Raw genomic sequence first — 13,866 nt, 5'->3', positions numbered from 1 at the left:
TTCTTAACATTTTGCTCTACTATCACCCTCGATGTACCCAAAAAGAAACACTCAAGATCCTAGGAACGCTGACATCCCTTATATAGCGCGATCGAAAAAGTGGCCTGCGTATTGCTTTAAGGATGATCCCGAACCCCAAAACATGTACCCACCAACACAACAGGAAATCCAATGAGCGAAAGAATCACTAGAATGACTAAAATGGGCGACTGGGTATTTGAAGTGAAAATGGTTAGAGCGTTGAAAGTGGCCAATCATGGCGACCCTTATTCAGCGGTAGCGATGTTAACGGCGAACGGTGAGCAAATGTACATTGATACACAGCTAACCAAAGACAACGAAGAACTTTCTAAAAGTGACTTCCTAACCATTTATAAGTTTTGCGAATCACTCGACATGAAGTATGTGTCTTATGACCGTATGAAAAACGGTGTTCGCAGCTCAAAAGTGATTGAGATAGAACCCACTAAAGTACAGCGTCCTGCTATTCGTTTAGTTAAATAATTTTCTTATCTTTAAAATCCAACCCGCTTTACCCCCACTTAAAACGTATTAACGACGTCATGCTTTCATTGTTAAGGATAACAATGAGGCACGTTGCATAGCACCCCATCATTATATTGCCTATTTTAGTCCTTACTCATTGGAATAATTTTAAGCTCAACTCTACGATTCTTCTGACGTCCTGCTTGAGTCGTATTATCCGCAATCGGCGTATACTCACCCATGCCCAATGTGGAAACCCGTCTGTTATCAACGCCATTTTGTACTAAATAATTTTTCACACTATTTGCTCTGGCTTCTGATAAACGTTGATTCATATCATCAGCACCAGTGTTGTCTGTATGACCTTCAACCATTAATGTAGTTTTTTCATACTTATTGATCACAAGAGCTACGTCTTTTAGCACCGGAAAAAAGCTACTGTCGACCGATGCATTGCCTGAACTAAACGTAATGCTGCCAGGCATGTACAAGCGCAAAACATCACCTTCTCGATACACTTCAACGCCACTATCAGCTAACTCTTCACGAAACTCTTCTTCTTGCCTGTCCATGTAATTACCAATGGCAGAGCCGGCTAATGCGCCGACTGCTGCGCCCCATACGTAGCGACTCTTGTCATTGTCACCCGTACCTTTACCAATGAGCGCGCCGACGATGGCCCCAATACCAGCGCCCTTTTGTGTATTTGAAGCATTGCCCATAGAATTCGATGCGCAACCACTTAGTACTAACCCCGATAACGCTACACCAACAATCAGTTTCTTGTACATCTGAGACTCCCTATAAAACGACTTTGACCTAACTTTGCGAACCAGATTTCGCAAGGCAAAATTTATAATGTGGATTATCCAACCAATAGCTGAACCATAAATGAATGTTTAAATGAAAGCAGGAAGTGTTCCAAGATTGAAAACTCCTGCCAATTTGAGTGAGAAATGTAAATTAGACTTTTGTGGGAGTGCGCTCTGCAAACCAGAAGAATAAAAAAGTGATAACCCCGAACCCTACAAACCCGATGGCAATAGGAGTCATAACTTCATCGATAAAACTACCCACAAACACAGCGACAGGTACCGAAACCATACTGCTTAAAGAGCCAATGATTGCCGCGCCAAGCCCAGCGGTGTCTCCCAGTGGCTGCATGGCCATAGAATTAAGATTCCCAAACAAAATGCCTATACAGAAAAAGGCAGCGAATAGAACACTCACTAACGCATTAAGGGGAGGGAGCCCATCGTATACCAAACACATAATCAGCAGTATCGTCGTAAAGCCCAACCAGCCGAAGATAGCCCAAGTGCAAAGCTTGCGCATTCCCAAGCGCATTACAAGCGTACCGTTTATAAACGAAGCAAAACCAATAGAGAATGCCAATAACGCAAAATACAAAGGAAACAACTCCCCCGTATCATATATCACCTGAAACACAGTTTGAGACGCGCTGATGTACGCCAAAAAGCTGCCAAAAACAAAGCCCATAGCCAAGGTATAAAACATCACCATCTTGTTACTTAAGATATAGCGGCTGGAAATCGAAAGTTGCTTCCAGCTGAAGGGAACTCGCTTATGTTTCGGTAAGGTTTCTGGCTGGCGGGTAAAGTACCAAATACCCGTAAGAAAACCGATAACCAAGAATGATGAAAATATGTGCTGCCAAGAAAACCAAAACAAAACGGCCTGACCAAAGCTAGGCGCCAGCATAGGCACCAGAATGAACACCATCATAATAAAAGACATCACCCGCGCCATGGCCTCGCCTTTGTACTGATCACGAATGACCGCTAAGGCTGCGATTCGAGGCCCTGAGACCCCGAAGGCTTGAATAACACGACCTATTAATAACACAGTCAAAGACTCAGCAAACATACAAACGATCGTGCCTACACCAAATATCAGCAAACCGGTGATAATAGTAAAACGCCGCCCTTTTGCATCAGATACTGGACCGAAGTACAGCTGCCCGAACGCCATCCCAATAAAGAACAATGACACAATCAAATGTGTGTCTTGCGGGTCAGTGATTGCTAAGTCCAATGCGATTTGGTTTAACGCTGGCAACATGGCATCAATGCTCAGAGCCACTAAAGAAGTCATCAACGCCATCAGAGCCACAAACTCGGCTAACCCTAGAGCAGGTTTAACCTTGGCATCATTGGTAAAAGGGGCGTTGGCCATGAGAATTCCTTTATTAGACTAAATGCTAATTCTACCATCGAGTGAAGTATGACATGAACTCTTTATCTACTCTGGCGCAAATAAAGCTAACAAAACACAATCACACCGCGCAAAGTAAAAGAGCTACTAATCTAAATTCGATTCCAAAATGGTCACTACACCCTGATCCCCAAATGCTTTAAAGACAACTTACCCATGGCGATTGCGTTACCAATAATGACCAGCAATACGCCCAGCACGGATGCAAGGTACCATTGATAACCTTCAAAAAGGGTTGAAGCGATCAATGCGACGATAGGGTAAACCAGCGCTACGTAAGCGGTTTTATCTGAACCCATTTGCCGAATGAGCTTCATGTAAGCGCCAAAAGCGATAACTGAGCCGAAAACGGTGAGATACATTAAAGCTAAATAGAATTGCCAGCGGGTAGGGACTATCCACTGAACATCAGTCATGAAGGCAAAGCTGAAAATTCCTAGCGCGCCGTAACTCATCGCCCAGAAATTCATTTGAATAACCGGCGTACCGTAGTCAAGTATCCGTTCAGAGATGACATTGCCAAACCCCGCAAATAGGAATGAGGCCAGTGCGAGCGCTATGCCAAAAGCAAGGACAGTATCTGCCTGAACGTGAGAAAACTCAGGATAAAATATAAGTCCCATTCCCAACATACCAAAGGTCCCGCCTAAGACCACTTCTAAACGGATGGGCTTTTTAAGAAAAACGCGACGCAGCACAACATTGATGTAGATCATGCCAGAACTCATCACTGCCACCAGCGCACTAATCACATATTGTTGGCTCAAATACAGCAGGCTGTATTCTAAGCCGTATAAACAAAGTCCTGCAGCGGCCATCTTAATATGAAGATGAGTAGGTAAACGTAGCGACAAGCCCTTTACTAGGCAATAGCCACCTAAAATAACAGCGGCTAACGAAAAGCGTATCGCCACAGATAAAATAGGATCAAGCTCGCCCAATTGAAAGGTGATGGCGATCCAGGTAGTCCCCCAAATCAAGGCGACCATAGAAAATAACACGGTATTAGACAACTAGATCCCCTGAATCACATAGCGTTATACTGACCGACGATTCTATCTTCAAAACGGACGTTAAGTAGCGAAATATGAAAAAAATAATAATGAGTTTTGCCATTTTACTGTTGGTGCTATGTGGAGTGTTATTTTTCCGCGCCAATACCTTTTTTAACGATAACCAATTCGACGTGAAAACACCGCTAGAGCCGGTGCAGATAGAAAAGCAAGCAGTCCTTGAGCGCTTTTCAGATGCAATCAAAATTCCAACAATTTCCTATGACGACCGTACTCAGTTTGACGCAAATGCGTTTATTGCCTTTCAGCAGTATCTAAAAGACGCATTTCCCCTTGTGCATCAACAAGCAACGCTTGATGTCATCAACCAATATAGTTTGCTATATCACCTAAAAGGCAGTGATCCTAGTTTAAAACCGGCCTTGTTTATGGGGCATATGGATGTGGTACCTGTGGATGAGTCAACAGCAGCGCAGTGGGAGCAAGCACCCTTTAGCGGTAAGGTGGTTGATGGCACTATTTGGGGCCGAGGCACCATAGATGACAAGATTAGCGTGGTCGCCTTGATGGAATCCATGGAGATGCTCATTGCCCAAGGCATTGCACCTAAACGCAGTATTTATTTCGCCTTTGGTCATGATGAAGAAACCGGTGGTAAGGATGGGGCGCTCAAAATAGCCGAGCATTTAGCCAAGCAAAATATCCAGTTTGAATTCGTGCTCGACGAAGGTGGCGTGGTTACTCAAGATATGTTGCCAGGCGTTACATCCCCCGTGGCCATTATCGGTATAGCCGAAAAAGGCTTTGTTAACCTGCGCCTAACAGTTAACGCAGCAGGCGGTCATTCATCTCAACCGCCAGCGAACACCGCGGCGGGTATTCTCGCTCAAGCTATTGTGAAAGTAGAAGCTGCGCCATTTTCGACGGACATGCGTTTCATCCAAGACACGTTTAAACATATTGGGTTTGCCACCGATTTAGCCACTAGGCTGCCTATGGCTAATTTGTGGTTATTCTCACCTGTGGTAGAAAACATGATGCTTAACATTCCAAGTTCAGCAGCAAGTATTCGCACTTCTACGGCTGTTACCATGCTCAAAGGCAGTTCAAAATCAAATATTTTACCCACCGAGGCTGAGGCCATCGTCAACTTCAGAATCTTGCCAGGGGATACTGTAAACAGCGTGACCCAACATATCACCAAAGCCATAGACGACCCGAGAGTAAAAATTGAAGCCTTTATGGCCAACGAAGCCTCACCGGTTTCTTCGACTCAAAGCTACGGTTATCAACTAATTGAACAAACCATACGCAGATTAGATCAAGACTTACTAGTCGCACCTTATCTAGTGCAGGGCGGCACAGACGCTTCCAAATTTTACGGCCTATCAGACAACGTATATCGCTTTATGATGGTCAAATTGACACCAAGTACCATGAAGCGTTTTCATGGCGTAAACGAGCAGATATCGGTTGAAGATTACCTGCGCGCTATTCAATTTTACTACGCTATGGTCAAGCAGGCAGCCCAAGGCTAGCCTGCTGTGACAGCGTTACTTAATGTGAATATTAAGCTGACTCGTTTGCGTCATCTTGCCGCAACTTACCGGCGGCTTGCTCTTCAAGCTTGCCTTTTTCCGCCTCGCTTGGCTCAGCTTTTAAACGCTCAGGCTTAGCGCGGCTGGCTTCATTAACCCGATAGATGTTTTCAGCACTGGATAAGTCTTGCTCATTGGTAATCGACGCAATGGCTTCGCGCTTACGTAAAAACTGCGTTATTTCGCCCACAATACCTTGTAGCTCTTGGTTGTTCTTATCCATTTGCATCACATAACGCGGCATTTCTAAGTTTTTAGGGCCTGTGGTCGCAAACGTTGAGGTCATCACCCGAGACGTGATAATCCAAGGAGTAATAGAGCTTCGCACCACCACATTTTCAGAGCGTGTTGAATCATGGATAGACATCCCAGTAGAGACTTTGCTTTCAGTGAAAGTGCCTTCGGTTTTCATCCACATCAATAAACTACTAAATTGCATCTCGGACCAAAATAGATGCGTGCCTCTGGCTAAAATTTTGGCCCCGGCAGACACCGTTAGCCAACTAAACAGCAAAACTAAAAAGCCACTTAATTGCAAACCAAACCCCTGTAAGATGGCATCGACACGCGCTTGGCTTAAACCATCCAGATTCACCAACTGCTGGGCCATATACTGATACAACTGATAGCCATCTTGCACGGTAAAGAAAAACAACAAAGCCCCCACGAAGACCATAATCTGAGCAGCCACGGTTGCCAGCAAACGAAACGCACTAAACTTGGCGCTAAAGGTCAATTGACTGTATTCAGGTTGTGTTTCAATGAGCAGCTTTCCCTTGAAACTGCCTTTACCTTGGCTTTGCTCTTCTAATTTAGGGTCAAACTCCTGATACATACGATTAGGAATTTCTTTGTAACGGCGATTAGCCAAGACGATGTTTTCAATATTGATGAAAATCTCATTGGGGTGCACAGACTCTTGTAAGTTTTCACGAAATTCACTGACTTCAGTACTCGGGTTAGCTAATGCTAGACGTTCGCGGATCATCACCCAAGACAAGCCGATCACCGTCAAAACTAATAGAATTAATAACAATAAGTTCCACCACGCATCAAACGCTACAACATTCGCTAAGACCTGTTGTGTTTGCTGGGCAGCATTTGCGCTAAGTTGGTTGTAAGTAAAACCGACAACAATAGGCACCACAATCGCAAATACCAGCAGTTTCGCCAAGCTTGCAGCGGTTTTCGCCTGTAGTTCGCGCATATTTGAAGCCGCTAACGAGTTTGACGTGCTGCGCCATTGAGCTATCAGATATATCAGTAATAAAACGGATAATATGGGGGTGATAATCACACCCGCATTGCCCACTAAACCTGATACTGAAACGAAGTAGGCGGCGCCAAATGCAATCAAACCCACTATTGTTGCACACACCAAACCACCTAGGGCTTGTACAAAATTACGGATCGGGTACGGGCTAAAGATGAGCCGCGGTAATAAGGTATGAATAAGTCGCGCTATCCAGCCTTCTGGCTCAGTAAAGGTGGCGTTTTTGCGCCCCATCAGCATAGACTCTAATTCTTGTGCGTCATATGCCGTTTGCGAACGCTCACGCTGGGCATTCTGCTTTTCGCTTGGGTTGTGGTTATAAGCAAGTGAAGTAGGTACAGAACGGCCGACAAAATACTTAAACAACTGAAATAAGCCAATCCCTGTATGGCGAAGCCCCAAAGTCAGAAGCGTAAGGCCCAGTAGCGCATTAACCCAAGCCAAAACCAAATCGGTTTTCAAATCTTCGGCGACGCCTAGAAGCGCAACAACGCCAAGTATAAGAATCGCCAACCCACTGACAGCTTTCGTTGCCCCTTCGGGTTTAAATGGGTTACTGATCCCCAACGTATTGGTACCAAAATCATATGCCATTTGAATACATCCTTTTAATTTTAGTTCTAATTTTCATAAACTTAATCGATAAACGTCTAAGTTTCATAGGGCGTTATTCACACCACAATCAAACATTGAGAAGATAACGCAATTATTGAGTAAATAAAATTAGCGCGTCATACCGCTGAGGTAGTGGCAATAGAATATTACCACCTAAGGCTGGGGAACGTACTTTAAGATCCTTTACGTGTGGCAAGTAATGCCGCGTAAGCATCAGCAAAACCATCAAGAGATAAAGGCAACGTAAGCTGCTTTCCTTTTTCTAACGCGAATGCGACTTTTGCAAGCTTGCCATCACGCATTTCAGCAAACAGGGTTTTATCGATTTTTATTACACTTTGACATGCTACAGAGGTGCATTGAGACAAAGCAACTTGAATCGCTTTGTTATCATCAATCTTAATGCCAACACCACTCGTTTTATTTAAATTTGGTGGCATGCGCATCATCAATACTGGAAAGCTATTCGAAATAGAAAAGTTAATATTGGCACCAAGCAGCACCTTCTTTCCCTCTGGGTCCATCGCCACCAGCTGACTCACTGAGCAGTTTCCTTGGCCGCCGCAAAGTAAACTCCAAGAACCAAATGTTTCTTTACTCTGGGCTTGAGCAAGGCCTGAAACAGCGAAAAAAAAGATAAAAACGGTAAGAACCAAACGCATATTATTACTCCATGTAAGCCAAAAAAAGAGGAGCTATAGCTCCTCTTTTTTAATGGTTAACAAATATTAAGCGAGACGCTTTCTAGCGCGCAAGAATACCAACAAAGATAGAGCGAAGATACCTAGCCCTGCAGGAGCTGACACAGCTTGGGCGTCGTCAACGAACTCAGTAATTGCATTTTGGTTGATGTTGATTACACCTGCAGCATCAAATGTTAATGCAGTTACAAACGCTTGAGGATCCGTTGGGTCTACCATTTCAGAGGCCTCAATACCCAATATACGGAAACGGTCTACCGCGGTATCGAAATCATAGGTAACACCACCAAGCAAATCTTCACCAGTGTCGAACCAATCCATCAAGGCAGCATCCCATAACCAAAGGTCATAAACATCATCGCCAAAACCGGTAGGCAACATAACCGAGGTAATGTTAGGGCCGCTGTTTACGATATAGTCGTAACCAACCGCTACATCAGGGTCAATGAAAATTGGCGTCTCAGGCTCAATGATTACAAATTCAAAGTTGTAGTCAGTGGGGTTCTCTGGGTCGATCACGGGTAAAATTGGATTTTCAGCGGTATCGCCTGGTAATTCACCATCACGAATCGCAAATTTCCAAATACCCGCAGTATCTGTATTGCTAGCGGCAGTATCCAAATTAACCACTTCATCAGTACGTGAACCAGGAAGAGTGAAGAAATTCACCCCATCGCCTGCGTCATAGCCTGCCTGCGCTGGTACTCCACCAAGGCCGTTCTCACCGTCTGAAGCATCACCAGTGGTCCAGTTGATGTCTTCATAACGAAATTCAACATCGAAGTTGCCAGCACCGGTGTCAGCACGGTCAATTAGGACTAATTGAAAGGTATTCGTAAGTGAGCTATCTGAAGGGTAAAAACCAACTCTATCCCACGTAATCACCAAGGTCTCGGCATTAGGCGAGCCAATAAATACGTCACCACAGTCGTCACAACCTGTGTCTACATCAGCCCAAAAGGGTGCGATCATAGCAATAGTATTTAATTCTGCGGGCGATTGAATATCGTCATTTTCGGGTGTGGAAAATGCTGAATTAGTTTGCGCTTGAGGAATGTCACTACAGTCTACTTCACATTCCCCATCACCATTATCGTCACCAAAGCGAGTAATTGGAAACTCTTCTGGCGTAAAAGAACCCACTGAGCCATTAAAGCTAATGTTACCGTTATTGTTTACGTAAAATGAGTCATGGCTACGGCCGAAGAAATTAACACCGGAATCAAAACTAAGATCAGCATAATCACTGAAAAAGATTTCCTGACTAGAACCATCATCGTTTTTCTCAAGGGCAATGGTGCCAAACCCCGAATCACCCGAACCGCTCCAACCTTCTAACAATACACTTGCGTTAGCGGCAATCGGAGCCATACTCGCTGCTAGCACGCCGCCAAAGGCTACCGCTTTGACTAACTTCTTGAATTCATACATCTTTTACATCCTTTTGTTTGCATAAAATCTAAATCACCGCGAAGTAAGCAAATGTCAGACCAGTTATTTAAATACTTAAAAATCAACTGGTTATGCGCCACCTAAATTAAAAAGTCATAATAGTGTAATAATTTCTGACACCGTTATTTAAACACGTGCCCAATTAAAGACGCTTTATGGTTATACCAATCCGTATTAATAATTATTCCATCAGAAACGAAAAAGCCAAGACGAGTGCTTGGCTTTAGGTAGGTATTTGATTATTAGTGTAGTTTTAGCTTAGGTCCTACAAACTTACTGACTCGGCGGCTAAGCATTGTCAGCGTGGCCTTTAACCAGCCATGAACCGCAAACTGGTGCATGCTATAGAGTGAGGTATACACCAAGCGGGCTAACTTACCCTCGACGAACATACTGCTGTTAGACAGATTTCCCATCAAGCTACCCACTGTGCTGTACTTACTTAAATGTACTAACGAGCCGTAATCACTGTATTTGTAGTCCTCAAATTCCTTACCTTGGAGTTGATTAACGATATTTTTGTAGACTGTTGATGCCATTTGATGGGCTGATTGAGCTCTAGGGGGCACCCAAGTACCGTCTTCTTGCTGAAACGCACAGCAGTCACCAAGCACATAAATATCTTGATGGTTTTTCGCCCGAAGTTGCGGGTCTACTAACACTTGTTGTGCACGATTTGTTTCAAACATATCAAGCTCTTTAATCAAATTTGGGGCTTTTACACCCGCTGCCCATACCATTAAATCAGCTTCGATGAGTTCGTCACCAGCAGTAACAAAGCCATTTTTTTCTGCCCTGGTGACTTTGGTGTCTTCATAAAGTTTCACGCCGATTTTCTGTAGCGCGCCTTTAGCAGCATAGGCAATCCGTTCTGGCAGTGCCGGCAAAATTCTAGGCCCTGCTTCGATAATCGAAATTTCCAAACGTTGAGCTGACATTGCAGGCATACCGTAAGCCCGAGATAAATTGGCTACGTGATGCAACTGCGCCGCAAGCTCGGTGCCTGTTGCCCCAGCCCCCACAATTGCAACCTTTAATAGCGATTGTTGTGTTTTAGGTTGATTGACTCTGAGCATTTGATTCAACAAGGCGCGATGAAAGCGCTCTGCTTGGGCAAGTGAATCCAAGAAGTAGCTATTCTCTTTTACCCCAGGCGTACCAAAATCATTGCTTACACTGCCAATGGCTAATACGAGAATATCGTACTCAATCGTACGCTCAGGGAGAATTAGCTCACCCTCTTCATCGTAAAGTGCGTCGAGTGCGATCGTCTTATTCTGCTCGTCTAAGCCTTTTAGCGTGCCTTGCTGAAACTCATATTTAAGACGACTCGCATGAATACGGTAATCCACCCCGTCAGAGTTTTTATCAATAATGCCTGCGGCGACTTCATGTAGCAGTGGTTTCCACACGTGCGTTCTGACCTTGTCGACCAAGATCAACTCAACAGCAGCATGCTTACGGCAGTAACGACTTAGCTGAGCTACTAATTCAAGACCACCCGCCCCGCCGCCTACAACGACTATACGTTTCATAAAAATTACCTTTTAAAGTTGCGATAGAATTCGGTTTACGCATAGCTGCAGGTTCGATTCGAACAGAAGAAAAGGCAGCAAATAATGGGAAATAAATTAGCGTAATAAATTGATTAAGCGATAAAGCACCCAGCGCAGAGCTGCGATGAGCTTGATTAAAAATAGGGGAGCAGAAGGTTGGCAAGCACTTACCAACCTGAATTGATTCGCTTAGACTGTGTAAAAACAGGCGGCTTTCAGCAAAGCGGTATGACCATTTTTTAGACCTTAGGGCAATAAAAAACCCTCGCCAGAAAGAAGTCGTTAAATACCGCGAAAGATAAACCAACGGGCTAAAAGCAACAGCCACACCTGTGCTCAACAAGCGTATCCACGCTCGCTGCGTTAACATCAGTGCAAGTGCAACCATCGACAGGTTGGGCAAAACAACTCCTTTTTGACTTTTTGAACCTACAGGTAGAAACGTCGTAGGCGAACTTAGTTACGTACTTCCCCATCTCCTAACACGATAAACTTCTGTGTCGTCAAAGAAGCTGCGCCCATTGGGCCATAGGCATGCAATTTACTGGTTGATATGCCGATTTCAGCTCCTAAGCCAAGTTCGCCCCCATCTGAGAAACGAGATGACGCATTTGCCATGACCACGGCCGAGTTTAAGGTACGAATAAATTGCTGCGCCCGACTAAAATCCTGAGTAGCAATAACCTCAGTGTGACCCGAGCTATAAGTTTCGATATGCTCGATAGCGCAGTCAAAGTCATCGACCACACGAATAGCGATTTCCATCGCCAAATACTCAGCATGCCAGTCATCTTCAGTAGCGGCCGACGCGTTTTCGAAATAGGTTATGCTGCGTTCACAGGCATGTACTTTAACCTGAAATTCGTCAAACAATTCGCGCACTTTTGGCAAAAATGAGGCGGCTATATCTTGGTGCACTAATAGCGTTTCTAGGGAGTTACATACGCCGGTGCGCTGAGTTTTACCGTTTTTCAATAAGTTCAGCGCTTTACCTTCGTCAGCCGCATCATCAACGTATAAGTGACACACACCTTTGTAATGCTGAATGACAGGAATACGGCTATTTTCACTTACAAAACGAATAAGGCCTTCTCCGCCTCGCGGAATAATTAAGTCAATATCTTCATTTAAGGTCATTAACTCGTTCATCACCGCTCGGTCGGGGTTTGGCACAACCACAACCGCCGCGGGATCTATACCATTTTTGTCTAATGCGAAGCTGATACATTCAGCTAGAGCTAAATTAGAGTGCAGGGCTTCTTTGCCTCCGCGCAATACAACGGCATTTCCCGCCTTTAAGCATAAAGCGGCCGCATCAATTGTTACGTTAGGGCGTGACTCGTAAATCATTGCTATCACCCCTAACGGGATACGCATTTTGCCCACTTGAATACCACTTGGCATTTGTTGCATATGTTCAATGCTACCCACAGGGTCTGCCTGGGCAGCAATATCGAGTACCGCATTGGCTATGCCCTGAATGCGCTCAGCATTAAGGAGCAAACGGTCTAGCATGGCATCGTCTAAATTATTTTCACGCCCTGCCGCCAAATCCTGTTGATTGGCAACCATGATCTCTGCGCTTTGCTCTAACATGCGCTCAGCAATGTCTTTCAATAAGGTTTCTTTTTGCGTTGCTGATAATTTGGCTACTTGACGAGAAGCAACACGGGCTGCCTTAGCAGCTTGAGCGATTGAAAATGCCATTGTTAAAATCCTCTAAATTGATATCAAAGCCAGCTAAAACGTGAAAGCTAGAGTAAAACAAGGTCGTCACGATGGACGGCGACCTCGCCGGATGAGTAACCAAGAATGGTTTCGATTTTATCGCTGCGTTGCCCTTTAATTTGCGACAACTCACTGTTGCCGTACAAACAAAGTCCTTTAGCTATTATCTGGTCTTTATAACGAATATCAACTGCTTCGCCTGGTTTAAACGAGCCTAATACACTGGTAATACCTGAGGGCAGTAAGGATGCGCCATTGTTCGCCAGTGCAATCGAAGCACCATCATCTATCACGAGAGTGCCTTTTGAGCGTAATGTGTGGCGTAGCCATTGGGTACGAGCACTGTCTCGATTTTTACTAGGTACAAACAAGGTACCGGGCTGCCTGGATAGCGCAAGTTGCTCAAATACTTCGGGGTTACGGCCATTAACAATAAGGGTTTGAATACCACTTTTGGCGCATTTTTCGGCGGCTTGAATTTTAGTACGCATACCGCCGGTGCCTACACTGGTACCTGCACCACCCGCCAACTGATGAATACTGTGGTCTATTTCATCTACCCTAGGGATAAACTTGGCGTTTGGATTTTGCCTTGGGTCGGCGTCATATAAACCATCAATATCCGAACAGATAATCAAGGTATCGGCTTGGGCTACCAAGGCGGTATACGCTGCGAGATTATCGTTATCACCCACTTTTAGTTCGTTAATAACGACTGTGTCGTTTTCGTTCACGATCGGCAGGGCGTTATTACGCAATAGCTCGCGCAAGGTATTTTTAATATTTACGTAGCGTGTACGATTATGAAAATCATCTGACGTTAGCAATATTTGCCCACAATCGAAATCAAACAAACGTGCCCAATTGGCCATCATTTGTGTTTGACCAATGGCGGCCATTGCCTGCTTTTCAGCGATAGAGGGATGATGCTTATAGCCTATTTTACCGCGTCCGGCTGCCACACTGCCAGAAGACACTAAAATGACTTCTTTACCTTGCGCCCTGCTAGCAACAATAAACTGTGCAATAGGCAGTAAAAACTGACTACTGCATGCTTTGCCATCTGGCGCGATCAAGGCGCTGCCGACTTTAATGACGGCACGTTGCCACGTGAACTGTGACATGAAAAATCCTACCGAGTTAATATGCTGCTAGATTACGACAAACCTGCCTAGAAACAAGATTTTGTTGCTATAAGCTATGGTATTT

General features: G+C 44.6%; 12 protein-coding genes. 2 read left to right on the top strand and 10 right to left on the bottom strand.

From position 1 onward, the window contains the following. Positions 1-192: 192 nt before the first annotated feature. A complete protein-coding gene (locus GCHA_RS08725; RefSeq protein WP_007987196.1) occupies positions 193-504 on the top strand; it encodes a hypothetical protein in 312 nt (103 codons plus the stop codon). A 125-nt stretch (positions 505-629) separates the two neighbouring features. On the opposite strand, the gene GCHA_RS08720 is transcribed toward GCHA_RS08725, so the two are convergent. The 3 genes from GCHA_RS08720 to GCHA_RS08710 all read right to left on the bottom strand — a co-directional run bounded on the left by GCHA_RS08720 (position 630) and on the right by GCHA_RS08710 (position 3,734). Continuing rightward, a complete protein-coding gene (locus tag GCHA_RS08720) occupies positions 630-1,277 on the bottom strand; it encodes a YiaD family glycine zipper/OmpA-like lipoprotein (protein WP_007987195.1) in 648 nt (215 codons plus the stop codon). Between the two features lie 172 nt (positions 1,278-1,449). Next, on the bottom strand, positions 1,450-2,682 hold the full coding sequence (locus GCHA_RS08715) for a multidrug effflux MFS transporter (RefSeq protein ID WP_007987193.1): 1,233 nt from the start codon (positions 2,680-2,682) through the stop codon (positions 1,450-1,452). 155 nt (positions 2,683-2,837) lie between these two features. Further along, a complete protein-coding gene (locus GCHA_RS08710; RefSeq protein ID WP_007987191.1) occupies positions 2,838-3,734 on the bottom strand; it encodes a DMT family transporter in 897 nt (298 codons plus the stop codon). Between the two features lie 74 nt (positions 3,735-3,808). Between GCHA_RS08710 and GCHA_RS08705 the strand changes: the two genes are divergently transcribed. Beyond that, a complete protein-coding gene (locus GCHA_RS08705) occupies positions 3,809-5,272 on the top strand; it encodes a M20 family peptidase (protein WP_039992269.1) in 1,464 nt (487 codons plus the stop codon). A 31-nt stretch (positions 5,273-5,303) separates the two neighbouring features. Here the strand turns inward: GCHA_RS08705 and GCHA_RS08700 are convergent, their stop codons facing one another. From GCHA_RS08700 to proB, 7 genes are all read right to left on the bottom strand, one after another. Beyond that, positions 5,304-7,199: a hypothetical protein gene (locus GCHA_RS08700; protein ID WP_007987187.1), complete on the bottom strand. Its 1,896-nt coding sequence runs from the start codon at positions 7,197-7,199 to the stop codon at positions 5,304-5,306. Between the two features lie 194 nt (positions 7,200-7,393). Further along, positions 7,394-7,882, bottom strand: a complete 489-nt coding sequence (locus tag GCHA_RS08695) for an invasion associated locus B family protein (RefSeq protein WP_007987185.1) — start codon at positions 7,880-7,882, stop codon at positions 7,394-7,396. A 66-nt stretch (positions 7,883-7,948) separates the two neighbouring features. Next, positions 7,949-9,352, bottom strand: coding sequence for a nidogen-like domain-containing protein (locus GCHA_RS08690; RefSeq protein ID WP_007987183.1), 1,404 nt, complete (start codon positions 9,350-9,352; stop codon positions 7,949-7,951). Between the two features lie 263 nt (positions 9,353-9,615). Next, positions 9,616-10,908, bottom strand: coding sequence for an NAD(P)/FAD-dependent oxidoreductase (locus GCHA_RS08685; RefSeq protein ID WP_007987181.1), 1,293 nt, complete (start codon positions 10,906-10,908; stop codon positions 9,616-9,618). Continuing rightward, positions 10,865-11,269 (bottom strand): hypothetical protein, encoded by a 405-nt coding sequence (locus GCHA_RS08680; protein ID WP_153810707.1) that lies wholly within the window; start codon positions 11,267-11,269, stop codon positions 10,865-10,867. The genes GCHA_RS08685 and GCHA_RS08680 overlap by 44 nt, the downstream gene beginning before the upstream one ends. A gap of 116 nt (positions 11,270-11,385) precedes the next feature. Continuing rightward, positions 11,386-12,636: a glutamate-5-semialdehyde dehydrogenase gene (locus tag GCHA_RS08675; protein WP_007987179.1), complete on the bottom strand. Its 1,251-nt coding sequence runs from the start codon at positions 12,634-12,636 to the stop codon at positions 11,386-11,388. Between the two features lie 47 nt (positions 12,637-12,683). Then, positions 12,684-13,781, bottom strand: a complete 1,098-nt coding sequence (gene proB / locus GCHA_RS08670; RefSeq protein WP_007987177.1) for a glutamate 5-kinase — start codon at positions 13,779-13,781, stop codon at positions 12,684-12,686. Between the last annotated feature and the right edge of the window lie 85 nt (positions 13,782-13,866).

The sequence above is a fragment of the Paraglaciecola chathamensis S18K6 genome (genome assembly GCA_000314955.1).
GTDB classification, from domain to species: domain Bacteria; phylum Pseudomonadota; class Gammaproteobacteria; order Enterobacterales; family Alteromonadaceae; genus Paraglaciecola; species Paraglaciecola chathamensis.
This window is presented reverse-complemented; position numbering and strand designations above follow the sequence as displayed.